The following is a 25,387-nucleotide window of genomic DNA, read 5'->3' on the forward strand; positions in this document are numbered from 1 at the left end:
TCCGGGCCAACTCGTTAGCCTGACGGTCCACTTGGTCGACGCAAGCCGACGTGAGGCCGACGAGCCGGCGGGAGACGATGGTGGGGATTCCGGTAGCGGCGCGCGCGTACGTCGCGGGAACCGCGGTGTGCGCCGTGGCGTGCGCCCTCCCGGCGCTCACCCCCGGCGCCGGCACCCCCTGGCGGCCCCTCGCCCTGCTGGCCACGCTTTATGCCGTCAGCGAGTGGCCCGCCCGCAGCCCCCTGCTCGGTCGCGCACTGGGCGCCGGATCGTTCCTGCCGGTCCTGCTCGCCGCCGCCCTGCTGCTCCCGCCCGCCGCCGCCGCGCTCGTCGCCGTGCCCGGCGCGCTGATTTCCCCCGTCGAGCACGGACCCGCCCTGCCGCGCAGGATCTGGCGCGCCGCCCGGCTCGCGCTCGCCGCGTGGACCGCCGCGCACGCCGCCGTGCTCCTCGGCGGCCCCGCTGCGGTGGCCACCGCCCACTTCCCGTACGCCCTGCTCCCCGCGGGCGCCGCCGCGCTCGCCTTCTGCCTGGTGGGCACCGCCCTCGACGGCGGCATCCTGGCCGTCGCGGAGCCGGTGCCGCCGCGCGACGCCTGGCACGGTCTGCTGTCCCGGTCCCTCGCCCCGCACGCCGTGCACGGGCTCGCCGGACTGATGATGGCGGTGCTGTGGCGCAGCCCGTACGGCTGGCCGGCCGCGCTGTGCGTGCTGCTGCCCATGTACCTGTCCTGCTGGATGTACGCCCAGTACCACCGGGAGCACGCGGCCCACCAGGCCACCATCCGGGCCCTCGTCCAGGCGGTCGACATCAAGGACGCCTACACCCGGGGGCACAGCGAGCGGGTCGGCCGGGCCTCGGTGCTCATCGCCCGCGAACTGGGCATGGACGACTCCCGGCTCGACGTCATCCGGTTCGCGGGGATCCTCCACGACGTGGGCAAACTCGGCGTCCCGACCCGGGTGTTGCGCAAGGACGGCCCGCTCACCCCCGAGGAGCGGCGGGTGATCGAGCTGCACCCGGAGTACGGGCACGAGATCGTGCGCGGCATCGGGTTCCTCGGCGAGGCGCGGGCCGCGATCCTGCACCACCACGAGCGGATGGACGGCAGCGGCTATCCGTACGGGCTCAGCGGCGAGCGCATCCCGGAGGCCGCGCGGGTGGTCGCCGTCGCCGACGCCTTCGACGCGATGACCTCGACGCGCTCGTACCGCAGGGCGCGGCCCGTGGCGACGGCGGTGGCGGAGCTGGAGCGGTGCGCCGGGCGGCAGTTCGACCCGAGGATGGTCCGGGCCCTGGTGCGCGCGCTGGACCGGCACGGCTGGCGGACGGCGGTCACGGCCGACGAGACCGCGCCCGCGCCCCCCGGTACCGCCGCCGGCACGTGCCCCGCCGACCCGCCCCCGGCCGGCGCCGACACCACCGCCCCGCGCCCCGCCGGCACCGACGCCGACACCGCGCGCCCCGACGCCGCGCGCCCCGCCGCCCCGGCGCGGGAACGCGGGGGCGTCGCGGCGGCGCGCGGCCCCGCAGCCGGGCCGGGTCGCGGCCACGGCCGGGCCCGGGGCGGCGCCCGATGACGGCCGGACCGTACGGCAGACCCGCGCACCGCCACGGCGGCGCCCGGACGTCACCCGTTCGGCTCACGGCGGGCGGGACGCTCCGCACGGCCGCCGCCACCGCCGCGCTGGCCGGGCTCGGCTGGACGCTCTGGCACGGGCTCGCCGAGCCGGGCACCGCGCTCGCCTTCGGCGTCCTCGTCGCCGTCGGCGAACTGGCCCGCCGGGGCGCCCGCCCGGCGGCGGGGGCACCGCCCGTGCCGGAGGAACCGCCGGGCAGGGAGCCCGCGCCCCTCGCGGCCGCCGGGGCCCTCGCATACGCCCTGCTGGGGGAGTCCGCCGGGCGGCCCACCACCCACGGGGTCGCCCAGACCGTCGCGGTCGTCGTCGCGGGCGCGCTGGTCGGAGCCGTACCGCAGGTGGCCGGGGGCCACGAGGCGGCGCTGGACCACGTCGTCCGCCGGGTGCTCACGGCCGGCTTCGCCGCCCTCTGCTTCCAGCCCCTGTACAACTCGGGCGAGCTGCTGCGGCTCGTCGGACGGGGGCCCCGCTACGCGCTGTTCCTGCTCCTCCTGCTCGTCCTCACCGCCCTGTGCGACGCGGTGATCACCGCTTCCCTGCTGCGCGCCCGCACCGGCCACCCGTACGGCGCGCTGCTCCGCGCGGAGCTGCGGGCCCTGCCGGGCATCGGCTCCGCCGTGTGCGCCACCGGCGCGGTGATGGCCCTCGCCGTGGCCGTGGCCGGCCTGTGGGCGCTGCCCGTCTTCTGCGTACCGCTGCTCCTCACCCAGCTGTCCTTCCGCCGGTACGCCGCGGTCCGCGACACCTACCGCCAGACCATCCGCTCCCTGGCGCGTGCCACCGAGATCGCCGGGTACACGCCCCCCGGGCACGCCCACCGGGTGGCCGCGCTCAGCCGGGCCGTCGGGCGCGAGCTGGGACTGTCCGGACCCGATCTGACCGTTCTGGAGTACGCCGCACTGATGCACGACATCGGACAGCTGTCCCTGGTCGACCCCGTACCCGAGGGGGCCACCGCCCGTCTGCCCGAGGCGGAGCGGCGGCGCATCGCGCTGCTCGGCGGCGCCGTCGTGCGGCGCACCGGTGTCCCGGCGGCCGTCGCGGTGGTCGTGGAGCGGCAGGCCGACCCGTACCGGGAGCAGCCGCTCGCCGCGCGGATCGTCCGGACCGTGAACGCGTACGACGAGCTGTCCCGGGAAGGCGGACGTGACCCGGACGGGGCTCTGTACGCCCTCGAACGGCTGCGGCTCGGCACCGCGCGGGACCATCACCCGAAAGTGGTGGAGGCACTCGCCGGAGTCCTCGCCCGGGGCGGCGTCGCGGGGCCGGCCCCTGGGTAACCCATGGGTAATGAGCGAGCGTGCGACCCGGCATGGTTGGATGCGAACAAGAGGGTGTCCGGGGGCAGAGACCTTCAGCGACCGGCAGACCGGCAGGCGGGAATCGTGAGGATCTTCGGGAAGGTACGGCATCGGCCCTCCGCCTCGTGGCGGCAGGCCACCGACCGCGCGTTCACGCTGATCGGGGACGGGCGGTACGAGGACGCGGGCGCGCTGCTGACACGTGCGGCGGACCTGGAGCCCTGGCTCTCGGAGTCCTGGTTCAACCTGGCGCTGCTGCACAAGTTCCGGCACGACTGGGAACAGGCACGCACCGCGGGGCTCCGCGCCGTCGCGCTGCTCGACAAGGAGACCGGGGCGCCCGACTGGTGGAACGTCGGCATCGCCGCCACCGCGCTCCAGGACTGGCCACTGGCCCGGCGGGCCTGGCAGGCGTACGGGCTGAGGGTGCCCGGGGCCGCCGCGGCCGGCGGGGAGCCGACCGGGATGGAGCTGGGCAGCGCCGCCGTGCGGCTGTCGCCGGAGGGCGAGGCCGAGGTGGTGTGGGGCCGGCGGCTGGACCCGGCCAGGATCGAGGTGCTGTCCATCCCGCTGCCGTCCTCGGGGCGGCGCTGGGGCGAGGTCGTGCTGCACGACGGGGTCCCCAACGGCGAGCGGACCACGTCCTCGGGGCACAGTTTCCCGGTGTTCGACGAGATCGAGCTGTGGGCGCCGTCGCCCGTGCCGACCTGGGTGGTGCTGCTGGAGGCGGCCACCGAGGACGACCGCGACGCCCTGGAACGGCTGGCCGCCGACGCCGGGTTCGCCGCCGAGGACTGGTCGTCGTCGGTGCGGCTGCTGTGCCGCGCCTGCTCGGAGTCCCGGATGCCCAGCGCCGAGGGCGAGGGCGAGCACCTGGACCCGCACGACCACAGCGAGCCGGGGCACCCGGGGCCGCTGGGCCACCGGTCGCCGGGCGAGCTGTGGGTGCCGGAGCGGGAGTGCGGCATCGCGGCGCCCGCGGGGCTGGTGCGGGGGCTGCTGGACGGCTGGGTGGCGGACAGCCCGGACAGCCGTGAGTGGCGGGATCTCGAGGAAGTCTGCTGACTCCTGCCCGTAGGCTGTACGGGCACAACGCGCCGGGCTGTACGGGCACGGCGCAGCATCGGGTACTCAGGAAGGCGCAGAAGGCGACATGGCGCAGCAGGAGACGGCTCAGCAGGTCGACGACGAGGGCTTCGTCGTCGACACGGAGGACTGCGAGGAGCGCGAGCGCGCGTACCGCGAGCGCGGCACCTCCCGCCCGATCACGGTGGTCGGCAACCCGGTGCTGCACAAGGAGTGCAAGGACGTCACCGAGTTCGGCGACGAGCTGGCACGGCTCGTCGACGACATGTTCGCCAGCCAGCGGACGGCGGAGGGCGTCGGCCTGGCCGCCAACCAGATCGGTGTCGACCTGAAGGTCTTCGTCTACGACTGCCCGGACGACGAGGGCGTGCGGCACACGGGCGTCGTGTGCAACCCGGTGCTGGAGGAGCTGCCGGCGGACCAGCGCCGCCTTGACGACTCCAACGAGGGGTGCCTCTCCGTACCCACCGCCTACGCCTCGCTGGCGCGCCCCGACTACGCGGTGGTGCGCGGCCAGGACGTGCACGGCAACCCCATCAAGGTGCGGGGCACCGGGTACTTCGCCCGCTGCCTCCAGCACGAGACGGACCACCTGTACGGGTACCTGTACATCGACCGGCTGTCGAAGCGGGACCGCAAGGACGCGCTGAAGCAGATGGCCGAGGGCACGCCCCGCTACCCGGTCGTCCCCAACGACTGACCGTCCCGCCGCGCGGCCCCGTTCCGGTGACCGGGACGGGGCCGTCGCACGTCCGCCATTGGGCCGACGAATGACGGTTGCGGGTGGCCTGTTGACGCGCGTCGACCCCGGGGGCCAGTCTCGGGGACGGCGTTCCCCGCAGGATCCCGACATGGAGGCTCGATGCCCGGACGATCCGTACGACTCCTGCTCTCGCTTGTCATGCTCATGGCTGCATCGGTGACCGGTGTGGTCGCCACCGCCACCGCCACCGCCGCGCACGCGGACACCTGCTACACCTGGTCGCGCACCCTCTCCCAGGGCGCCTCCGGCGCCGATGTCACCCAGCTACAGATCCGCGTCGCCGGCTACCCCGGCTACGGCGCCGTCCTCGCCGTCGACGGGTCCTACGGCCCGGCCACCACCGCGGCGGTCAAGCGCTTCCAGGCCGCGTACGGACTCACGGCCGACGGCGTCGCGGGCCCCGCCACCTTCAGCAAGCTCTACGCCCTCCAGGACGACGACTGCACACCCGTCCACTTCACCTACGCCGAACTGAACGACTGCAACACCACCTGGGCCGGCGGAGCCGTGAGCGCCGCCACGGCCAGGGCCAACGCGCTGCGCACCATGTGGAAGCTGGAGGCCCTGCGGCACGCGCTCGGCGACCAGCCCATCACCGTCACCAGCGGCTTCCGCTCGCACGCCTGCAACGACGCGGTCGGCGGGGCGTCCGGCAGCCGCCATCTGTACGGGGACGCCGCCGACCTGGGCGCGGGCCCGCACTCCCTGTGCAGGCTCGCCCAGCAGGCCCGCAACCACGGCTTCAACGGCATCCTCGGCCCCGGCTACCCGGGGCACGGCGACCACACCCACCTCGACCACCGGGCGAGCCGCTTCTGGTCCGCCTCCTCCTGCGGCATCTGACGGCTCAGGCCACCCGCACCGGCCCGCGGAAGGTACGGCGGTACGCGTTCGGGGTCGTCCCCAGGGTGCGCAGGAAGTGGTGCCGCAGCGCGGCCGCGTTCCCGAAACCCGACCGGCCGGCGATCGCGTCCACCGTGTCGTCCGTGGCCTCCAGCAACTCCTGCGCCAGCAGCACCCGCTGGCGCAGGAGCCAGCGGTAGGGCGTCGTCCCCGTCTCCTGCTGGAACCGGCGGGCGAAGGTGCGCGGGGACATGTGGGCCCGCGCCGCCAGCTGCTCCACGGTGATCTCCCGGTCCAGGTGCCGCTCCATCCACTCCAGTACGCCCCCGACCGTGTCGCAGCGGGTGCGCGGCAGCGGCCGGTCGACGTACTGGGCCTGGCCGCCGTCCCGGTGCGGGGGCACCACCATGCGGCGGGCGATGGTGTTGGCCACCTCGTGCCCGTACTCCTGGCGCACCAGGTGCAGGCAGGCGTCGACCCCGGCGGCCGTACCCGCCGAGGTGATGACCGGACCGTCGTCGACGTACAGCACGTCGGGGTCCACCAGGGCCCGCGGGTGGCGCCGGGCCAGCTCGGCCGCGTGCCGCCAGTGCGTCGTGCAGCGGCGGCCGTCGAGCAGTCCGGCCGCGCCCAGCACGAAGGCGCCGGTGCAGACGGACAGCACCCGCGCCCCCCGTCCGACGGCGTCCCGCAGAGCCGCGAGCAGGGGCTCGGGGTAGGAGCGCCGCGCGTAGCGGCCGCCCGCGGGAACGGCGACGAGGTCCGCCTCGGCCAGCCGTTCGAGACCGTGCTCCACCTCGATCGTGAAACCGGCGTGGGTGCGCAGCCGGGGGCCCTCGGCGGACGCCACGGCGAAGTCGTGGACGGGCAGCCCGTCGTCGCTCCGGTCGAGGCCGAAGACCTCGCAGACCACCCCGAGTTCGAAGGGGTTCACGCCGTCCAGCAGGACGGCGGCCACATTCCTCAGCATCCGACGAGCATGGCACGGTCGTGGCAGTAATTCGACGGCCAGTGACAGTACTGCCACTGATCTTTTCCCGCCGCGGGGACGACAGTGGAGGGCATGACAACGATCCTCGACGTCCTCGTCCCCGTCGCCCTCTTCGTCCTCCTGGCCCTCCCGTCGCTCGTCGGCCACGCCCGGGAGCGCGCCGTCGACCGCCAATTGCGCGGGTCGCGGCCCCCGGCGGACGGCCGTCGCCGCGGACCCGCACCCGGGCCCGCGGCGACGGTCCGCGCCGCACGACCGGTCTAGAAGTCCTCGTCGAGGTCGACCGAACCCTCCACGGCCACCTGGTACGCCGACGGGCGCCGCTCGAAGAAGTTCGTCAGCTCCTGCACGCCCTGCAGCTCCATGAACGAGAACGGGTTCTCCGAGCCGTACACCGGCGCGAAGCCCAGGCGGGTCAGGCGCTGGTCGGCCACGCACTCCAGGTACTGGCGCATCGACTCGGTGTTCATCCCCGGCAGGCCGTCGCCGCACAGGTCGCGGCCGAACTGGAGCTCCGCCTCCACGGCTTCCTTCAGCATGTCGGTGACCTGCTGCCGCAGCTCGTCGTCGAAGAGGTCCGGCTCCTCCTTGCGGACGGTGTCGACCACCTCGAAGGCGAAGTTCATGTGCATCGTCTCGTCGCGGAACACCCAGTTGGTGCCGGTCGCCAGGCCGTGCAGCAGACCGCGCGAGCGGAACCAGTACACGTAGGCGAAGGCCCCGTAGAAGAACAGGCCCTCGATGCACGCGGCGAAGCAGATCAGGTTCAGCAGGAAGCGGCGGCGGTCGGCCTTCGTCTCCAGCCGGTCGATCTTCTCCACTGAGTCCATCCAGCGGAAGCAGAACTGCGCCTTCTCCCGGATGGACGGGATGTTCTCCACGGCGTCGAACGCCGCCGCGCGGTCCGCCGGGTCGGGCAGGTAGGTGTCGAGCAGCGTCAGATAGAACTGGACGTGCACCGCCTCCTCGAACAGCTGCCGCGACAGGTACAGCCGCGCCTCGGGCGAGTTGATGTGCTTGTAGAGCGTCAGCACCAGGTTGTTCGCCACGATCGAGTCACCGGTCGCGAAGAACGCCACCAGCCGGCCGATCAGGTGCTGCTCGCCCGGCGTGAGCTTGGCGAGGTCGGCCACGTCCGAGTGGAGGTCGACCTCCTCCACGGTCCAGGTGTTCTTGATGGCGTCGCGGTAGCGCTCGTAGAAGTCGGGGTAGCGCATCGGACGCAGGGTCAGTTCGAAGCCCGGGTCGAGCAGGTTCTTCTCGGGGGAAGCGGACATCACTGGCAGGCCTCGCAGGACTCGGGGTTTTCGAGGGAACAGGCGACCGCGTCCTCCGGGGTCACCTGGGCGGGTACGGGGGCGGACGCCCGGGCGGCGCGCGCGATCCGGGTCGCGGGGCGCGAACGCAGGTAGTACGTGGTCTTCAGACCCTGCTTCCAGGCGTACGCGTACATCGACGACAGCTTGCCGATGGTCGGCGTCTCCAGGAACAGGTTCAGCGACTGCGACTGGTCCAGGAACGGCGTACGGGCCGCCGCCATGTCGATCAGGCCGCGCTGCGGGATCTCCCACGCCGTGCGGTACAGCTCGCGCACCTCGGCGGGGATCCAGGTGAAGCCCTGCACCGAGCCGCTGGCCTCGCGCAGCGCCTCACGGGTCTGCGCGTCCCACACGCCGAGCCGCTTCAACTCGTCCACCAGGTAGGAGTTGACCTGGAGGAACTCGCCCGACAGCGTCTCGCGCTTGAACAGGTTGGACACCTGCGGCTCGATGCACTCGTACACACCCGCGATCGAGGCGATCGTCGCCGTCGGGGCGATGGCCAGCAGCAGCGAGTTGCGCATGCCGACCTCGGCGATACGGGTGCGCAGCGCCTCCCACCGCTCGGGCCAGTTCAGCTCGACGTCGTAGTGGTCGGGGTGCAGCACCCCGCGCGCGGTGCGGGTCTTCTCCCAGGCCGGCAGCGGGCCGTTGCGCTCGGCGAGGTCGGCGGACGCCTCGTACGCGGCCAGCATGATCCGCTCGGCGATACGGGTCGACAGGGCACGCGCCGCCGGGGAGTCGAACGGCAGCTTCAGCTTGAAGAAGACGTCCTGGAGGCCCATGGCGCCCAGGCCCACGGGCCGCCACCTGGCGTTGGAGCGCCCGGCCTGCTTGGTCGGGTAGAAGTTGATGTCGACGACCCGGTCGAGGAAGGTGACGGCGGTGCGGACGGTCTCGTCCAGCCGCTCCCAGTCGATGCCGTCGCCGGACACGAAGGCGCCCAGGTTGACCGAGCCCAGGTTGCAGACGGCGGTCTCGCCGTCGTCCGTCACCTCCAGGATCTCGGTGCACAGGTTGGAGGAGTGGACCGTGTGGCCCGGCTCGGCCGTCTGGTTGGCCGTGCGGTTGGAGGCGTCCTTGAACGTCATCCAGCCGTTGCCGGTCTGCGCGAGGGTCCGCATCATCCGGCCGTACAGGTCCCGCGCCGGCATCGTCCTGCGGGCCAGGCCCCGGGCCTCGGCGGCGCGGTAGGCCGCGTCGAACTCGTCGCCCCACAGGTCGACCAGCTCCGGCACGTCGGCCGGCGAGAACAGCGACCACTCGGCGTCGGCGTTGACCCGGCGCATGAACTCGTCCGGGATCCAGTGCGCCAGGTTCAGGTTGTGCGTGCGCCGGGCGTCCTCACCGGTGTTGTCGCGCAGCTCCAGGAACTCCTCGATGTCCGCGTGCCAGGTCTCCAGGTACACGGCCGCCGCGCCCTTGCGCCGCCCGCCCTGGTTCACGGCCGCCACCGAGGCGTCCAGCGTCTTGAGGAACGGCACGATGCCGTTGGAGTGCCCGTTGGTGCCGCGGATCAGCGAACCGCGCGCCCGGATGCGGGAGTACGACAGGCCGATGCCGCCCGCGTGCTTGGAGAGCCGCGCCACCTGGTGGTAGCGGTCGTAGATGGAGTCCAGCTCGTCCAGCGGCGAGTCCAGCAGGTAGCACGAGGACATCTGCGGGTGGCGCGTGCCGGAGTTGAACAGCGTGGGGGAGGAGGGCAGGTAGTCCAGCCGGCTCATCAGCCCGTACAGCGCCGCGACCTCGTCCAGGGCCCGTACGGAGTCGTCCTCGGCCAGCCCGGCCGCGACCCGCAGCATGAAGTGCTGCGGCGTCTCGATCACCTTGCGGGTGAGCGGGTGCCGGAGCAGGTAGCGCGAGTAGAGCGTCCGCAGCCCGAAGTAGCCGAACCGGTCGTCGCCCGCCGGGTCCACCAGCGCGTCCATCCGGTCCGCGTGGAGCGACACGAACGCGGCCGTGCGGTCCGCGATCAGGCCCTCCCGGTGCCCCACGGCCACCGACGCCGAGAAGGACACCGCGCCCTGCCCGGCGGCCTCCTCCGCGATGGTCCGGGTCAGCAGCCGGGCCGCGAGCCGGGAGTAGGCGGGGTCCTCGGAGATGAGCCCGGCGGCCGCCTCGGTGGCGAGCTCGCGCAGTTCGGCCTCGTCCGAACCGGCGTGCCGGCCCCGCAGCGCGGCGGCGGCGACCCGGCCGGGGTCGGTGTCGGGCAGATCGGCGGTGAGGTCGGTCAGGGTCCGCAGCAGTACGGTCCCGGGTCCGTCGTTTCCGTCGCTCTCGATCGCTGAGACCGGATCGGCTGGCGCGATGGTCACGTGGGGGCTCTCCCTCGCTCGGCTCGGGGCCACCGGCGGCGCGGGCAGGGGAGCGGGCACGCCCGGGCACCGGGCGTGGAGCACCGCGTCCACCGGCCCACTCCGCGAGGCCCGGACGTCTGGGCACCCGGGCCGGACGGACCGGATGCGCTGTCGGCAGGTCCTCGGACTCGTACGTACACAAAGGCACACCAACACACCGTTGCGGGACAGTTCCGGAATTCCACCGGATTCCCCTGCGGCGACAGCGAGCACGAGCATACATGTGGGGGGCGCCCGTTGAGGCACCCCCCACATGTTGTGTCGGTCGGCCCTGGCGTCCGGCGGTCAGAGCGGAAGCGCGTACGTGGAGAGCGTCACGCCCGGGACGGGCTGCCAGTCCCGTTCGGGGGTGCGGACGAACCCCACCCGGTCGCAGATCCGGTGCGCCGCCCGCATCGCAGCCTGCGCGGAGAGCACCAGCCGCGCGCACCCCTCCACCTCCCGGGCCCGCTCCACGCACGCCCGTACGAGCGCCTCGCCCGCGCCCCGCCGGCGCGCCCCCCGCGCCACCGCCAGCATCGCCAGTTCCGCCTCCCCGGCCCGCGCCAGGCCGGCCCACGGCGTGCCGCCCCGCGCGACGAACGTCACGCCGCCGAGCACCCGGCCGTCCTCACCGGCGGCGACCAGCACCTCCGCCTCGGCGGCCCGCCGGGCCACGTCCCGCAGTTCCAGGAGGTACTCGTCGCTCTCCCCGAAGGCCAGCAGCCCGTCGCCGAGATAGGCCTGGGCCGTGATGTCGGCGAGCGTCCCGTGTTCCTCCGGGCGTACCGCCCTGATGGTGATGTCCATGGTCCGAGTGTGGAGGGGCACGGCGACGGGCCGCCGCATTTCCGTCCCCGGAAACACGGCGGCCCGTCGTGCCGTCACCCGCTCAGCAGCAGCGGAAGCCCTCACGGGGGTCGGCCTCCCGCGCGTCGGTGCGCCGGCGCTCGAACGCGCGCCGGGTCAGCACCTCGGCGTCCGGGTCGCAGGAACGGGCGTGGGCGACGTACCGGTCGTACGCGGCCTCGCCGGACAGCTCGCGGACGTACCAGCGGACCCAGTGCGCCGCGCGCCGCAGCCGGCCGCCCGGCCGCGCGGCCACCGCGCCGCTCACCGCGAGCCGGCCTGGGCCGGCACCTCGTCACCGGTGCCGCCGTCCTTGCGGACGCCGCCCTCGGGCCCGAGACCGGCCGCCACGAGTTCGGCCTTCTCCTCCGCCGTGGGGAACAGCCCGGCGGGGGCGACGATCCGGGACTCGGTGTACGGGGCCTCCGACAGCTTCACGTCGGCGGGCCGCCTGATCGCGCGGTAGCAGACCCGGCCCGCGTCGGCGATCACCACGACGATGAGCAGGGCGAAGAGCGCCGAGAGGACCCCGTCGACCGTGGAGTTGGTGACGACGGTGTGCATGTCGTCCATGGACTTGGCCGGCGGGAGCACCTGCCCGGAGTCGATGCCCGCCTGGTACTTGTCCCGCTGGGCGAAGAAGCCCACCCGGGGGTCGTCCGAGAATATCTTCTGCCAGCTGGCGGTGAGCGTGACCGCCACGTCCCAGGCGAGCGGCACTCCGGTGACCCACGCCCACTTCAGGCGGCCGGACTTGACGAGCAGTGTGGTGCAGACGGCCAGCGCCACGGCGGCCAGCAGCTGGTTGGCGATGCCGAACAGCGGGAAGAGCTGGTTGATGCCGCCCAGCGGGTCGTGCACGCCGACCCAGAGGAAGTAGCCCCAGCCGCCGACGACGACCGCGCTGGCGAACCAGACGCCCGGCTTCCAGCTGACCTGCTTGAACGGCTTGTACACGTTGCCGAGCGTGTCCTGGAGCATGAAGCGGCCCACGCGGGTTCCGGCGTCCACGGTCGTCAGGATGAACAGCGCCTCGAACATGATGGCGAAGTGGTACCAGAACGCCTTCATGGCGGTACCACCGACCACGGCGGAGAAGATCTCGGACATGCCGAGGGCGAAGGTCGGCGCGCCGCCGGTCCGGGAGAGCAGCGACGCCTCCTCGACGTCCGCCGCGGCCTTGGCCAGCTGGTCGGGGGAGATGGTGAAGCCGAAGTTCGCCACCGCCTCGGACGCCGACTGGACCGTCGTGCCGACCACGCCCGCGGGCGAGTTGATGGCGAAGAACAGGCCCGGGTCGATGATGGACGCGGTGATCATGGCCATCACGGCGACGAAGGACTCGGTGAGCATGGCCCCGTACCCGATCATCCTGATCTGGGTCTCCTTCTGGACCATCTTCGGGGTGGTGCCCGAGGAGACCAGGGAGTGGAAGCCGGAGAGCGCGCCGCACGCGATGGTGATGAAGACGAACGGGAACATCGACCCGGCGAAGACCGGGCCGTCGCCGCGGCTCGCGAAGTCGGTGACGGCGGGCATCTTCAGCGTCGGCAGGGCGACGAAGACGCCGACGGCGAGCAGGACGATCGTGCCGACCTTCATGAAGGTCGAGAGGTAGTCGCGGGGCGCGAGGAGCATCCACACCGGCAGCACCGAGGCGAGGAATCCGTACACGATCATCCAGATGACGAGCGTGCCCGGTTCCAGGGTGAAGGTGTCGGCGAGGGAGGACTCGGCGACCCAGCCGCCCGCGACGATGGCCAGGAGCAGCAGCGCCACGCCGACGACCGAGACCTCGGTGACCCGGCCGGGCCGCAGGACCCGCAGGTAGACGCCCATGAACAGGGCGATCGGGATGGTCATGCCGATGGAGAAGACGCCCCAGGGGGAGTGCGCCAGGGCGTTGACGATGACCAGTGCCAGCACGGCCAGCAGGATGATCATGATGGCGAAGACCGCGATCAGCGCGGCGGCGCCACCGAAGGGTCCGATCTCGTCACGGGCCATCTGGCCGAGCGAGCGGCCGTCGCGGCGGGTGGAGAAGAACAGCGTCACCATGTCCTGGACGGCGCCGGCGAAGATCACGCCGACGATGATCCAGATCGTGCCCGGCAGGTAGCCCATCTGCGCGGCGAGGACGGGCCCCACCAGGGGGCCGGCGCCGGCGACGGCGGCGAAGTGGTGGCCGAAGAGGACCCGGCGGTCGGTGGGGTGGAAGTCGACACCGTTGTCGAGCCGCTCGGCGGGGGTCGCCCGGGTCTTGTCGACCTTGAGCACCCGGTGGGCGATGAAGCGGGAGTAGAAGCGGTACGCGATGGCGTACGAGCCGAGCGCCGCCGCGAGCATCCAGGCGGCCGAGATCTCCTCACCGCGGGAGAGCGCGAGGACGGCCCAGCCCGCCGCCCCGGCCAGGGCGACGAGCGACCAGATGACGATCGACCGCGGAGTGAGGCCGGTCGCACGGGAATTGGGTGGTGCCGATGGCTCTGGCATGGTGCACGTCCCCTCGCTGATCACCTGTAATGCGCAGGAAATCTAGGGGAGCACCTCGCGCAGCGTCACCCCCCGTCCGCATATCGGTACGGCAACGCTTTGGGGCCGCCGGGCGGCGGGGCCCGGCCGTGCGCGGGCGACGGCCGGGCCGCGGGCTCAGCCGTTCGGCCGCTTCAGCCGCGCCACGAACTTGTACCGGTCGCCCCGGTACACCGAGCGGACCCACTCCACCGGCTCGCCGTTCCCGTCCAGCGAGTGGCGGGAGAGCATCAGCATCGGCAGGCCCACGTCGGTCCCGAGCAGGCCGGCCTCCCGGGGGGTCGCCAGGGAGGTCTCGATGGTCTCCTCCGCCTCGGCGAGGTGGACGTCGTACACCTCGGCGAGGGCGGTGTAGAGCGAGGTGTACTTCACCAGCGACCGCCGCAGCGCCGGGAAGCGCTTGGCCGACAGGTGCGTCGTCTCGATGGCCATCGGCTCGCCGCTCGCCAGCCGGAGCCGCTCGATGCGCAGCACCCGGCCGCCGGGGGAGATGTCGAGCAGCCCGGCGAGCGTGTCGTCCGCCGTCACGTACCCGATGTCCAGCAGCTGCGAGGTGGGCTCCAGGCCCTGCGCGCGCATGTCCTCGGTGTACGAGGTGAGCTGGAGCGCCTGCGAGACCTTCGGCTTCGCGACGAACGTGCCCTTGCCCTGGATCCGTTCCAGGCGGCCCTCGACGACCAGTTCCTGGAGCGCCTGCCGCACGGTCGTGCGGGAGGTGTCGAACTCGGCGGCGAGCGTCCGCTCCGGCGGCACCGGCGTGCCCGGCGGCATCGTCTCCGTCATGTCCAGCAGGTGCCGCTTGAGGCGGTAGTACTTGGGCACGCGCGCCGTGCGGGTGGCTGCCCCGCCCTCGGTCTCGGTGCCGCCCCCATCCGTGGCCATGGCCCGCCTTCCCGACTCCTGTGCTGTTGCCGTCACCGGCTCCTCCGTCTATTGCGGCTCACATGGTGGCACGGACCGGTCACGGGTCGTCGCCCTCCCTCAGGTGTCGGTCCGGTAACGGACCCGACTGCCCTTCTTATACACCCTTGACACCCCTAAAGGTCTAGGCCAAGCTCCGGGTTACTGGTCTAAACCATTAAAGACCAGGTCCCAGTCCCACGGGCAGCACGGGCAGTACACCGGTATGGCTTCGCGGTGGGGGCAGGGTTTGCAGGCATCCCTGAGGAGGGTGGCGTGAAGCGCAAGCTCATCGCGGCGATAGGCGTCGCGGGCATGATGGTCGGTATTGCCGCGTGTGGCTCGGACGACGGCAAGGGGGGCAGCACCGACGCCGGTGGCAACAAGACCCTCACCGTCTGGGTGATGGACGGATCGGCTCCCGACGCGTGGATCAAGAACGTCAACAAGGAGTTCGAGGCCAAGCACAAGGGCGTCAAGGTCAAGGTCGAGATCCAGCAGTGGAACGGCATCCAGGAGAAGGTCACCACCGCCCTCTCCGAGGACACCCCGCCGGACGTCCTGGAGCTCGGTAACACCCAGACCGCCGGCTACGCCGCCACGGGCGGTCTCGCCGACCTCACCGAGGACAAGGCCAAGCTCGGCGCCGACGGCTGGAACAAGGGCATGCTCGCCTCCAACGAGCTGGACGGGAAGCTCTACTCCGCCCCCTGGTACGCCGCCAACCGCGTCGTCGTCTACGACAAGGCCGCCTTCAAGAAGGCCGGGGTGACCCCGCCGAAGACCCGTGCCGAGTGGATCGCCGGCCTGAAGAAGCTCAAGGCGTCCGACCCCAAGAGCCAGCCCATCTACCTGCCCGGCCAGAGCTGGTACGTCTACGCCGGCTTCGTCTGGGACGAGGGCGGCGACCTCGCGGTCAAGGACGGCGACAAGTGGAAGGGCAACCTGTCCTCCCCCGAGGCCGTGGCCGCCATGAACTTCTACAAGGAGCTGCAGTCGTACTCGACCGCTCCGAAGGACAAGGACGAGGCGACCCCGCAGCAGTCCACCGACATCGTGCCCAAGGGCGGCGTCGCGTCCTGGATCGGCCTCGGCTGGGAGGCCGGCGGCGCGATCGACGCCATGAAGAAGGTCAAGAAGACCGCCGACTTCGGCTACTTCCCGATCCCGGGCAAGACCGCCGACAAGCCCGGCTCCGTCTTCTTCGGCGGCTCGAACCTCGCGGTGTCCGAGCGCTCGCCGAACAAGGACCTGGCCAAGGAGTGGCTGGCCCTGGCCGCCGGCAAGGAGCACATGGCCAAGTACGCCGAGGCCACCCAGGGCGCGCTGCTGCCGAACAACGACGCGGCGCAGTTCAAGCCGGCCGCCGGTTCGTTCGCCGAGGCCATGGCCCAGGCCGCGTCCGTCGGCAAGATCACCCCGGTCACCCCGGGCTGGGCGAACGTCGAGACCGCGCCCAACCCGATCAAGGACTACATGACCAAGGTGCTCAAGGGCGAGGACGCCAAGAAGGCCGGCGAGGCGGCCGACAAGGTGATCACCGAGCGCGTCAACCAGCAGTAGCCGATCACCCCGTGGCCGGCCGTCGGCGGCCGCCCCCTCCCCGGGGCGCCGCCGGCGCCGGCCCGTCGCGAGCGACCCGCCCGCCCCGCCGTGCCCGGCCGGCCCCGGCCGGCGCGCCGCGGCCCGCCGGGCACGGTCGCCACAGCCGCCCGGTGGGGCGACCGATGACCCTGTGCCGGTCACCCCACCGGGCCCATGACCCGGTCAGCACAGAACCGCGAGGAAGAAGACCATGACCGTGGACTCCCAGGGAGCGGTGAGCGCCGCTCCTCAGGACGCGCCCGGGAGCGAGGCGGGGACGCCGAAGACCCCGCCACCCCCGTCCGGCTCGAAGCACGTCCTCCAGCCTCCTCGCGGCAGGCGCTCCCTGCCCCACGGGACGCTGCCCTACCTGCTGATCGGCCCCGCCGTCCTCTCCATGGCGGTGCTGCTGCTCTATCCGCTGGTCCGCAATGTGATCCTCTCCTTCCAGCAGGTCAACCGGAAGGAACTGATCACCCGCAAGCCCGAGTGGATCGGCGTCGAGAACTACACGGAGCTGCTGGGGGACTCCGCGTTCTGGACCGTCGTCGTCCGCAGCGTCGTCTTCACGGCTGCCAACGTCGTCCTGATCATGGTCATCGGCACCCTGATCGGCCTGCTGCTCAACCGGCTCGGCACGAAGATGCGCCTGCTCCTGTCGCTGTCGCTGATGCTCGCCTGGGCCATGCCGATCGTCGCCTCCGTCACCGTGTTCCGGTGGCTCTTCGACGAGCAGTTCGGCGTCGTCAACTGGCTGATGCGCTCGCTGGGCCTCGAAGGCTACGAGCAGCACAACTGGTTCGAGACCGGCTTCTCCACCCTCGTGATCGTCATGATCCTGCTGGTCTGGGGCTCGATCCCGTTCGTCGCGCTCAACATGTACGCGGCTCTCACCACCGTCGGCACGGAGCTGTACGAGGCGGCCAAGATGGACGGCGCCAGCGGCTGGCGCACCTTCTGGTCCGTGGTCTTCCCCAACCTCAAGCCGTTCTTCCTCATCACCACGTTCCTGGAGATCATCTGGATCTTCAAGGCCTTCGCCCAGGTGTACGCGATGAACCTCGGCGGCCCCGACCGGGAGTCGGAGACCCTTCCCGTCTTCGCCTACATCGAGGGCCAGGGCCAGGCCCACTACGGCCTCGCCGCCGCCATCTCCGTACTGACCATCGTGATGCTGATCGCGGCCATGTCCTTCTACTTCCGCCTGATCCTGAAGCAGGAGGAGGAGCAGTGAGCACCACCACCACCCCGACCCCGCAGGTGCTGCGCCGGCGCAGGCCGCTGCGCCCCGGCACGGTCGCCAAGAACGCCGCCGCGCTCGTCCTGGCCGTGCTCTTCGCCTTCCCCGTCTACTGGATGTTCAGCTCCTCGCTGAAGCCGCAGTCGGAGATCCTCACCAAGGACCCGGTGTTCCTCTTCACGCCGACGTTCGAGAACTACCCGACCGCCACCGGCGTCGACCTGTTCTGGACGTACGTCGGCAACAGCCTCACCGTCACGATCGGCGCGGTCCTCCTCGCCCTGGTCGTCGCCCTGGCGGCCAGCTTCGCCATCGCCCGGATGAAGTTCCGCGGCCGCAAGGGCCTGGTGCTCGGCGTGATGATGGCGCAGATGGCCCCCTGGGAGGTCATGGTCATCGTGATGTACATGATCGCCCGCGACGGCGACATGCTGAACAGCATCCCGCTGCTGACCGCCATCTACTTCGTCATGGTGCTGCCCTTCACCATCTGGACCCTGCGCGGCTTCATCGCCGCCGTCCCGGTCGAGCTGGAGGAGGCCGCCCAGATCGACGGCTGCACCCGCGGCCAGGCCTTCCGCAAGGTGATCTTCCCGCTGCTGGCGCCCGGTCTGATGTCGACCTCGCTCTTCGGCTTCATCACCGCCTGGAACGAGTTCGCGATGGTCCTGATCCTCAACAAGGACAAGACCGCCCAGACCCTCCCCCTGTGGCTCACCCAGTTCCAGACGGCCTTCGGCAACGACTGGGGCGCCACCATGGCGGCCTCCTCGCTCTTCGCCCTGCCCGTCCTCATCGTGTTCCTCTTCCTCCAGCGCCGGGCCGTCGGCGGCATGACCGCCGGCGCAGTGAAGGGATAACGGCACCCATGACGACCCTCGTACGCGGCGCCTCCCCGACCCTGGTCAGGGACGCGCTCACCGTCCTCCAGCCCGGCTTCACCGGCACCACGCCGCCCGACTGGCTGCTGCGGCGCATCGGTGAAGGGCTCTCCTCCGTGGGCCTGTTCGGCCGCAACATCGCCTCGCCGGACCAGCTCGCCGCGCTGACCGCCCGGCTGCGCGCCGAGCGGGACGACGTCCTGGTGGCCATCGACGAGGAGGGCGGCGACGTCACGCGCCTGGAGGTGCGCAGCGGCTCGTCCTTCCCCGGCAACCTCGCCCTCGGCACGGTCGACGACACCGGCCTGACCCGGGCCGTGGCCGCGGAGCTCGGCCGCCGGCTCGCCGCCTGCGGCGTCGACTTCAACTGGGCGCCCTCCGCGGACGTCAACTCCGACCCGGCCAACCCGGTCATCGGCGTACGGTCCTTCGGCGCCGACCCGCACCTCGCGGCCCGCCACACCGTGGCGTACATCGAGGGCCTTCAGTCCGTCGGCGTCGTCGCGTGCACCAAGCACTTCCCCGGGCACGGCGACACCAACGTCGACTCGCACCTGGCGATGCCGCGCATCGATGTGGACCTCGCCACACTGCACGCCCGTGAGCTGGTGCCTTTCCGTGCCGCCATCGCCGCGGGTTCCAAATCGGTGATGAGCGCGCATATCCTGCTTCCCGCGCTCGACCCGGACCGCCCGGCGACCCTGAGCCCGCAGATCCTCACCGGTCTGCTGCGCCGGGAACTGGGCTACGAGGGCCTGATCGTCACCGACGGCATGGAGATGCAGGCCATCGCCTCGACGTACGGCATCGAGCGCGGCTCCGTCCTCGCACTGGCGGCGGGCGCCGACGCCATCTGCGTCGGCGGCGGCCTCGCGGACGAGGAGACCGTCCTGCGACTGCGCGACGCGCTGGTCGACGCGGTACGGACCGGCGAACTGCCCGAGGAGCGACTGGCCGACGCGGCGGCGCGCGTGCGCGCGCTCGCGTCCTGGACCCAGGCGCACCGGGCCAGGGGGGCCGAGACGGAGCCGGGCGCGGCTTCGGAGGAGGGGACCGCGCCCGGCACCGACATCGGCCTGGTGGCCGCCCGGCGCGCGCTGCGCGTCACCGGCGCGGGCGGGCCGCTCACCGCGCCCGCCCATGTCGCCGCCTTCACCCCGGCCACCAACATCGCGGTGGGGGACGAGACCCCGTGGGGCGTGGGACCGGAGCTGGCGCGGCTGATGCCGGGCACGACCACGGGTACGTACGCCGCCGACACGGCCGCGGACCGGGTCCTGCGGGACGCGGGGGAGCGGCGGATCGTCGCGGTCGTGCGGGACGTCCACCGGCACCCCTGGATGGCGGGCGCGCTGGACGCGCTGCTGGCGGTCCGCCCGGAGACGGTGGTCGTCGAGATGGGCGTGAACCAGGCCCCCGCCCGGGGGGCGCTGCACATCGCGACGCACGGGGCGGCGCGGGTGTGCGGGACCGCCGCGGCGGAGGTGCTCGCGGGGGCGTGATCCCCCGGGCGCCCGCGGAGGCGTGAACGGACGGAGGAGGGGGCCGGCGACGAGCCGGCCCCCTCCTCGTGCTTCCCCGGCCTCCCGGGCCGTCCGCTCCTCCGCGCGGTCTACAGGCCCTGCCAGGAGGGCTTGTTGGCGTAGGTGTGGCGGAAGTAGTCCGCGAGCTTCAGCTTGGAGGCGGCGGCCTCGTCCACGACCACCGTGGCGTGCGGGTGCAGCTGGAGCGCCGAGGCCGGTACGAGGGCGGCGACCGGCCCCTCGACGGTCTGCGCCACCGCGTCCGCCTTGCCCTCGCCGGTGGCGAGGAGGACCAGGTGCCGGGCCTCCAGGATGGTGCCGATGCCCTGGGTGATCACGTGGTGGGGCACCTGGTCGATGTCGCCCTCGAAGAACCGCGCGTTGTCGACGCGGGTCTGCTCGGTCAGCGTCTTGATGCGGGTGCGGGAGGCGAGGGAGGAGCACGGCTCGTTGAAGCCGATGTGCCCGTCGGTGCCGATGCCGAGTATCTGGAGGTCCACCCCGCCCGCCTCGGCCAGCGCCCTGTCGTACGCCTCGCACGCCGCCTGGACGTCCTCGGCCGAGCCGTCGGGGCCCATGAAGGCGTCGGGGCTCAGCCCCAGCGGCTCGACGACCTGGCGCAGCACCGTGGAGCGGTAGGACTCGGGGTGTCCGGCCGGCAGCCCGACGTACTCGTCCAGCTGCGCGATCCGGGCCCGCGACACGTCCACGTCCCCGGCCCGGACCCTGGCGGTCAGCGCCTCGTAGACGGGCAGCGGGGTGGAGCCGGTGGCCACGCCGAGCAGCGCGTCGGGCTTGCGGCGCAGAAGGCCGGCGATGCCCTCGGCGATGAGTTCGCCGCCTGCCTTGGCGTCCTGGACGATGACAACTTCCACGCTGGGCCTGCCGATCTCAGAGAACGTATGTGGTATAGACCAATCTAGCAGAATGGCCCCTCCGACTGGCGGGTTCCCGGGCGCCCTGCTCGACTGGTGCGCATGAGCGATCAGCCGGGCCGGATCATGTCGGGCGAGATGGCGGAGCAGCCCGGGGCGCTGCGCCGGATCCTGGAGGAGGGCGCCCCCGCGATCCGCGCCACCGCCCGCGCGGTGGCCGCCCGCAGCCCGCGTTTCGTCCTGCTGGCGGCCCGCGGCACGTCGGACCACGCCGCCCTGTACGCCAAGTACCTGCTGGAGATCCGGCTCGGCCTGCCCTGCGGGCTGACCTCCATGTCCACGACGACCGCCTACGGGGCGACGCCCGACCTCACCGACGTCCTCGTCATCACCGTCAGCCAGTCCGGCGGGTCGCCCGACCTGGTCGCCTCCACCAGGGCGGCCCGGGAGGCGGGCGCCGTCACGCTCGCCGTCACCAACAACGCGGACTCCCCGCTCGCGGCGGTCTCCGAGCACCACGTCGACATCCTCGCCGGCCCCGAGAAGGCGCTGCCCGCGACCAAGACGTACACCGCCTCGCTGCTGGCCCTCTACCTCTTCGTGGAGGGGCTGCGCGGCGACGGCGGCGCCGGTGCCGCCGTCGCCGTCCCCGGCCTGGCGGCCCGCGTCCTCGACCGCCGCCCCGAGGTCCACGCGCTGGCGGGCCGCTACCGCTTCGCCGAGCGCATGGTGATCACCTCACGCGGCTACGGCTACCCCACGGCCAAGGAGGCCGCACTGAAGCTGATGGAGACCAGCTACATCCCCGCCCTCGCCTACTCGGGCGCGGACCTGCTGCACGGTCCGCTCGCCATGGTGGACAACATCTCCCCGGTCATCGCGGTCGTCCCGGACGGGAAGGGCGGCGCCGCGCTCCAGCCGGTGCTGGACCGCCTGCGCGGCCGGGGCGCGGACCTCGTCGTCATCGGCCCCCGCCCGCAGGTCGAGGCGGCCTCCGCCGGGTTCGTCCTGCCGACGGAGGGGCTGCCGGAGGAGCTCCAGCCGATCCTGGAGATCCTGCCGCTCCAGCTCCTCGCCCACGAGGTCGCCATCGCCCGCGGCCAGGACCCGGACGCGCCCCGCGCCCTCGCCAAGGTCACCGAGACCCGCTGACGCGCGGGGAAGAGGGGGAGGGGGCGGAAAGACCCGCGGGCCGCGGCGCCGGGACGGGACCCTCAACCCGTCCGGCACCGCAGCCCGGAGTTGCCCGGCCGTCGGGTGTGCGGTCCCGCGGCCGTGGGGAGGACTCGGCGCAGTCAGGGCAGAGAGCGCCGGGTACCTCGATCCACCCTCCTGTGCGGGGAGGGCGGAAGCTTCACTTGTGGCATTGTGGACTAGACCAATCTGGTCTGTCCATCGGTCGGCGATCGATAATCCATCACCCATACTCCCTCACCCACCGGCAGAACACCAGATACGTGTGCGCGGGTACGCTCCACCTGTGCCCTCCATGAACGACCTCGTCCGCCAGCACACCGCTCTGAGTGAGTCCGACCTCGAGTGGCTCCACCTGCTGGTCTCGGAGTGGCAGCTGCTCTCCGACCTCTCCTTCGCCGACCTGGTGCTGTGGGTCCCGACCCTCGACGGCACCCGGTACGTCTCCGTCGCCCAGATGCGGCCGAACACCGGACCCACCTCCTACCAGGACGACATGGTCGGCCACCTCGTCCCGCGCGGCCGCCGCCCGCTCCTCGACGCCGCGCTCGACGAGGGCCGGATCGTGCGCGAGGGCGACCCGGAGTGGCGCGAGGAGGTGCCGGTGCGGGTCGAGTCCATCCCCGTACGCCGGGAAGGGCGCGTACTGGGAGTGATCGCCCGCAACACCAACCTGCTCACGGTCCGCACGCCCAGCCGGCTGGAGCTGACCTACCTCCAGTCCGCCTCGGACCTGGCGCAGATGATCGCGGCCGGAGCCTTCCCCTTCCCTGGTCAACAAGTCGACATGGACGCCTCGCCGCGCGCCGGGGACGGGCTGATCCGCCTCGACGCGGACGGCGTCGTCCAGTACGCCTCCCCCAACGCCCTCTCGGCCTACCACCGCCTCGGCCTCGCCGCCGACCTGGTCGGACAGCACCTCGGCCAGATCACCGCCGAACTCGCCCCCTCCCGCGGCCCCGTGGACGAGGCCCTGGTCAAACTGGCCAGCGGGTACGCCCCGCGCGAGGCGGAGGTCGAGGGCAACGGCGGCGTCATCCAGCTGCGCGCCATCCCGCTCAAGCCCAAGGGCACCCGCATCGGTTCCCTGGTCCTGCTCCGGGACGTCACCGAACTGCGGCGCCGCGAACGGGAGTTGATCACCAAGGACGCCACCATCCGGGAGATCCACCACCGGGTGAAGAACAACCTCCAGACCGTCGCCGCCCTGTTGCGCCTCCAGGCCCGCCGGATGGACTCCGACCGCGGCCGCGAGGCGCTCAACGAGGCGGTGCGCCGCGTGGGCTCGATCGCCATCGTCCACGAGACGCTCTCGCAGAACCTGGACGAGCGCGTCGAGTTCGACGAGATCGCCGACCGGGTGATCTCGATGGTCGCCGAGATCTCTCCGGGCAAGGTCACCTGCCGCCGCAACGGCCGCTTCGGCATCCTCGACGCGGAGGTCGCCACCCCGCTGTCGATGGTGCTCACCGAGATCCTCCAGAACGCGCTGGAGCACGCCTTCGGCCCCGCCGAGCACGGCACGGTCGAGGTCTCGGCGGTACGCGGGGACACCCGCGCCGACGACGCCCGGCTGCTGATCACCGTGCAGGACGACGGCCGCGGGCTCCCCGAGGGCTTCGACCCCCAGCGGGCCGGCAACCTCGGCCTGCAGATCGTACGGACGCTGGTGGAGGGGGAGTTGGGCGGCACGTTCGACATGCAGCCGGCCCCCCGGCGCGGCACGCGCGTGGTGCTCGACGTGCCCGTCCGGGCCCAGAAGTAGCCGCGGCCCGGAGAGCGGCGAAGCGGGCGGGCGCCCGGGAACAGCGGCGACGCGGGCACCCGGGAACAGCAGCGAGCCCCGGACCGTGGGAGACGGTCCGGGGCTCGAACGCTTTGGGTTACTGCTGCGCGCTGCGGCTCGGGAGGCGGGTCAGTGCGTACACGCTGTACGCGCCGCCTGGCTCAGGCTCGTAGCGGTGGCGTCGCTCAGGCGCTGGCGTTACGCGCCCGGTTGCGGGCGGCGCGGCGCTTCATGGCGCGACGCTCGTCCTCGCTGAGGCCACCCCAGACGCCGGAGTCCTGGCCGGACTCGAGCGCCCACTGCAGGCACTGCTCCATGACGGGGCAGCGTCGGCAGACAGCCTTGGCTTCCTCGATCTGCAGCAGCGCAGGACCGGTGTTGCCGATGGGGAAGAACAGCTCGGGGTCTTCCTCACGACAAACGGCGTTGTGACGCCAGTCCATGGCTGCTACCTCTCCTTGGTGTTGCATGCAAGTTGCTTGTGAATGTGAACGCTTTCACGAATCCCTCAACAAGTGAAGGGCCGAACGCCAGATGAACTGGTGTGGTCCTGGATTTGAGGAGGGGTTCTGGCTCTCACTGGAGGCCGGTCTTGCGGGCCGTCCCGATCGCCATGTAGAGATTCGCAAACCTCGGCGGCGGATACAACCCCTTCTGGAAAGTTTTTTTTGATTCCTCGGTGTCGGCTAGGTCACAGCCGTACTTCTATGGGGTGGACCCTGGCCCATACGTTCGAGATAAAGGACCAACGGCCCTTCCACTCACACAATCACACGCAGTGCACGACGAACGCCTGTGAACGTCACGCTGCTGCGCAGACCCAGGTGGTCTCCGTCCATCTGGAAGGGCAGCGGCACCTTCGAATGCAAGGTGAAGTCGGTCAGGTCGTGCAGGGAGAGGGCGTGCTTCCCGTGGGGTCCGCGCTCGGGGCTGGAGGTCAGCAGCTGGGTGGCGGCCCGGGCCACCGAAGCCGCCGACAGCCGGCTGAGCGCCAGTACGTCCAGCGCCGTGTCGAAGGACGCCCCGGGCGACGCGTACACCGGGCGATTGCCCAGGTAGGTCCAGGGGGCGGTGTTGCAGACTATCGACAGCGACAGGTCGTGGACGGGGTCGTGGCCCGGACGCTCCAGGGTGATCGCCCCGCGGCCGCGGCGCGGCTCGTCCAGGAACTGGCGGAAGGCCTGGCGGATGTAGAGGGCGTGCGTCGATCTCTTGCCGCGCTCGCGCTGCTGTTCGACCCGGCCGATCACCCCCGCGTCGAACCCGAAACCGGCACAGAACGTGAACCACCGGGCCGGAACCGACTCGTCCTCCGTGCCCGGCGTACCCGCCGCGAGACCGAGGCCGACGGTCCGGTCGCGCTGCTCGCGCAGCGCGTCCAGGAGCGCGCCGGTCGCCTCCACCGCGTCGTTCGGCAGCCCCAGCGCGCGGGCGAAGACATTGGTGGACCCGCCGGGCACCACCGCCAGGTGCGGGAGCCGGTCGGGGTCGGGGCCGTGGTGCAGCAGACCGTTGACCACCTCGTTGACGGTGCCGTCCCCGCCCAGCGCCACGACCAGCTCGACGTCCTCGGACTCGGCGGCCCGGCGGGCCAGGTCGCGGGCGTGACCCCGGTACTCGGTGGTGACGGCCTCCAGCTTCATCTCGCTGGCCAGCGCGTGGATCAGCACGTCACGGGTGCGGGCACTGGTGGTGGTGGCTGCCGGATTGACCACGAGGAGTGCGCGCATGCCCGCCAGGTTAC

General features: G+C 72.1%; 22 protein-coding genes and 1 riboswitch. Of the genes, 12 read left to right on the forward strand and 10 right to left on the reverse strand.

Features of this window, described 5'->3' with window-relative positions:
* Nucleotides 1-77 precede the first annotated feature (77 nt).
* The 5 genes from A4V12_RS07875 to A4V12_RS07895 all read left to right on the forward strand — a co-directional run bounded on the left by A4V12_RS07875 (nt 78) and on the right by A4V12_RS07895 (nt 5,633).
* A complete protein-coding gene (locus A4V12_RS07875) occupies nt 78-1,580 on the forward strand; it encodes an HD-GYP domain-containing protein (RefSeq protein WP_079136897.1) in 1,503 nt (500 codons plus the stop codon).
* Complete coding sequence (locus A4V12_RS07880; protein ID WP_234372104.1) at nt 1,577-2,920, forward strand: HD-GYP domain-containing protein; 1,344 nt, start codon at nt 1,577-1,579, stop codon at nt 2,918-2,920. Before A4V12_RS07875 ends, A4V12_RS07880 begins: the two co-directional genes overlap by 4 nt.
* 105 nt (nt 2,921-3,025) lie before the next feature.
* Nucleotides 3,026-4,006 carry a tetratricopeptide repeat protein gene (locus tag A4V12_RS07885; RefSeq protein WP_064068509.1) on the forward strand — a complete coding sequence of 327 codons (981 nt, stop codon included), beginning with the start codon at nt 3,026-3,028 and terminating at the stop codon, nt 4,004-4,006.
* An 88-nt stretch (nt 4,007-4,094) separates the two neighbouring features.
* Nucleotides 4,095-4,727 carry a peptide deformylase gene (gene def, locus A4V12_RS07890; RefSeq protein WP_064068510.1) on the forward strand — a complete coding sequence of 211 codons (633 nt, stop codon included), beginning with the start codon at nt 4,095-4,097 and terminating at the stop codon, nt 4,725-4,727.
* A gap of 162 nt (nt 4,728-4,889) precedes the next feature.
* Nucleotides 4,890-5,633 (forward strand): D-Ala-D-Ala carboxypeptidase family metallohydrolase, encoded by a 744-nt coding sequence (locus A4V12_RS07895; RefSeq protein WP_064068511.1) that lies wholly within the window; start codon nt 4,890-4,892, stop codon nt 5,631-5,633.
* A gap of 4 nt (nt 5,634-5,637) precedes the next feature.
* Here the strand turns inward: A4V12_RS07895 and A4V12_RS07900 are convergent, their stop codons facing one another.
* A complete protein-coding gene (locus A4V12_RS07900) occupies nt 5,638-6,603 on the reverse strand; it encodes a helix-turn-helix domain-containing protein (protein WP_064068512.1) in 966 nt (321 codons plus the stop codon).
* 93 nt (nt 6,604-6,696) lie between these two features.
* On the opposite strand from A4V12_RS07900, the gene A4V12_RS07905 reads away from it, so the two are divergent.
* On the forward strand, nt 6,697-6,888 hold the full coding sequence (locus tag A4V12_RS07905) for a hypothetical protein (RefSeq protein WP_064068513.1): 192 nt from the start codon (nt 6,697-6,699) through the stop codon (nt 6,886-6,888).
* On the opposite strand, the gene A4V12_RS07910 is transcribed toward A4V12_RS07905, so the two are convergent.
* The 6 genes from A4V12_RS07910 to A4V12_RS07935 all read right to left on the reverse strand — a co-directional run bounded on the left by A4V12_RS07910 (nt 6,885) and on the right by A4V12_RS07935 (nt 14,542).
* The gene (locus A4V12_RS07910) at nt 6,885-7,901 is read right to left on the reverse strand and encodes a ribonucleotide-diphosphate reductase subunit beta (protein ID WP_064068514.1); all 1,017 of its coding nucleotides are present in this window, start codon (nt 7,899-7,901) and stop codon (nt 6,885-6,887) included. The genes A4V12_RS07905 and A4V12_RS07910 overlap by 4 nt on opposite strands.
* Complete coding sequence (locus tag A4V12_RS07915) at nt 7,901-10,258, reverse strand: ribonucleoside-diphosphate reductase subunit alpha (RefSeq protein ID WP_064068515.1); 2,358 nt, start codon at nt 10,256-10,258, stop codon at nt 7,901-7,903. The genes A4V12_RS07910 and A4V12_RS07915 overlap by 1 nt, the downstream gene beginning before the upstream one ends.
* Nucleotides 10,259-10,408: 150 nt before the next feature.
* Nucleotides 10,409-10,506, reverse strand: a riboswitch (adenosylcobalamin-variant (AdoCbl-variant) riboswitch).
* A 79-nt stretch (nt 10,507-10,585) separates the two neighbouring features.
* On the reverse strand, nt 10,586-11,089 hold the full coding sequence (locus A4V12_RS07920; protein ID WP_064068598.1) for a GNAT family N-acetyltransferase: 504 nt from the start codon (nt 11,087-11,089) through the stop codon (nt 10,586-10,588).
* 82 nt (nt 11,090-11,171) lie between these two features.
* Complete coding sequence (locus A4V12_RS07925) at nt 11,172-11,396, reverse strand: YbdD/YjiX family protein (protein WP_234372105.1); 225 nt, start codon at nt 11,394-11,396, stop codon at nt 11,172-11,174.
* Nucleotides 11,393-13,621, reverse strand: a complete 2,229-nt coding sequence (locus A4V12_RS07930; protein WP_064068600.1) for a carbon starvation CstA family protein — start codon at nt 13,619-13,621, stop codon at nt 11,393-11,395. The genes A4V12_RS07925 and A4V12_RS07930 overlap by 4 nt, the downstream gene beginning before the upstream one ends.
* 156 nt (nt 13,622-13,777) lie before the next feature.
* Nucleotides 13,778-14,542, reverse strand: a complete 765-nt coding sequence (locus tag A4V12_RS07935; protein ID WP_064068516.1) for a GntR family transcriptional regulator — start codon at nt 14,540-14,542, stop codon at nt 13,778-13,780.
* Between the two features lie 294 nt (nt 14,543-14,836).
* On the opposite strand from A4V12_RS07935, the gene A4V12_RS07940 reads away from it, so the two are divergent.
* The 4 genes from A4V12_RS07940 to A4V12_RS07955 all read left to right on the forward strand — a co-directional run bounded on the left by A4V12_RS07940 (nt 14,837) and on the right by A4V12_RS07955 (nt 19,767).
* Nucleotides 14,837-16,123 carry an extracellular solute-binding protein gene (locus A4V12_RS07940; protein WP_064068517.1) on the forward strand — a complete coding sequence of 429 codons (1,287 nt, stop codon included), beginning with the start codon at nt 14,837-14,839 and terminating at the stop codon, nt 16,121-16,123.
* A 232-nt stretch (nt 16,124-16,355) separates the two neighbouring features.
* Nucleotides 16,356-17,378: an ABC transporter permease subunit gene (locus A4V12_RS07945; protein WP_079136898.1), complete on the forward strand. Its 1,023-nt coding sequence runs from the start codon at nt 16,356-16,358 to the stop codon at nt 17,376-17,378.
* On the forward strand, nt 17,375-18,244 hold the full coding sequence (locus A4V12_RS07950) for a carbohydrate ABC transporter permease (protein WP_423563270.1): 870 nt from the start codon (nt 17,375-17,377) through the stop codon (nt 18,242-18,244). The genes A4V12_RS07945 and A4V12_RS07950 overlap by 4 nt, the downstream gene beginning before the upstream one ends.
* 8 nt (nt 18,245-18,252) lie before the next feature.
* Nucleotides 18,253-19,767 (forward strand): glycoside hydrolase family 3 protein, encoded by a 1,515-nt coding sequence (locus A4V12_RS07955; RefSeq protein WP_064068518.1) that lies wholly within the window; start codon nt 18,253-18,255, stop codon nt 19,765-19,767.
* A 110-nt stretch (nt 19,768-19,877) separates the two neighbouring features.
* Here A4V12_RS07955 and nagB read toward each other — a convergent pair whose 3' ends face one another.
* Nucleotides 19,878-20,663 (reverse strand): glucosamine-6-phosphate deaminase, encoded by a 786-nt coding sequence (gene nagB / locus A4V12_RS07960; protein ID WP_064068519.1) that lies wholly within the window; start codon nt 20,661-20,663, stop codon nt 19,878-19,880.
* Between the two features lie 102 nt (nt 20,664-20,765).
* Here nagB and A4V12_RS07965 point away from each other — a divergent pair, with 102 nt between their 5' ends.
* Nucleotides 20,766-21,815 carry an SIS domain-containing protein gene (locus A4V12_RS07965; RefSeq protein ID WP_064068520.1) on the forward strand — a complete coding sequence of 350 codons (1,050 nt, stop codon included), beginning with the start codon at nt 20,766-20,768 and terminating at the stop codon, nt 21,813-21,815.
* A 337-nt stretch (nt 21,816-22,152) separates the two neighbouring features.
* The gene (locus tag A4V12_RS07970) at nt 22,153-23,622 is read left to right on the forward strand and encodes a sensor histidine kinase (protein ID WP_064068521.1); all 1,470 of its coding nucleotides are present in this window, start codon (nt 22,153-22,155) and stop codon (nt 23,620-23,622) included.
* Nucleotides 23,623-23,828: 206 nt separating this feature from the next.
* Here A4V12_RS07970 and A4V12_RS07975 read toward each other — a convergent pair whose 3' ends face one another.
* Together A4V12_RS07975 and A4V12_RS07980 are read right to left on the reverse strand one after the other, a co-directional pair.
* Nucleotides 23,829-24,086 (reverse strand): WhiB family transcriptional regulator, encoded by a 258-nt coding sequence (locus A4V12_RS07975; RefSeq protein WP_003953983.1) that lies wholly within the window; start codon nt 24,084-24,086, stop codon nt 23,829-23,831.
* A gap of 318 nt (nt 24,087-24,404) precedes the next feature.
* A complete protein-coding gene (locus tag A4V12_RS07980) occupies nt 24,405-25,373 on the reverse strand; it encodes a diacylglycerol/lipid kinase family protein (RefSeq protein ID WP_064068522.1) in 969 nt (322 codons plus the stop codon).
* Nucleotides 25,374-25,387: the final 14 nt, after the last annotated feature.

This window comes from Streptomyces noursei (genome assembly GCF_001646665.1).
Taxonomy (GTDB): Bacteria; Actinomycetota; Actinomycetes; order Streptomycetales; family Streptomycetaceae; genus Streptomyces; species Streptomyces lavendulocolor.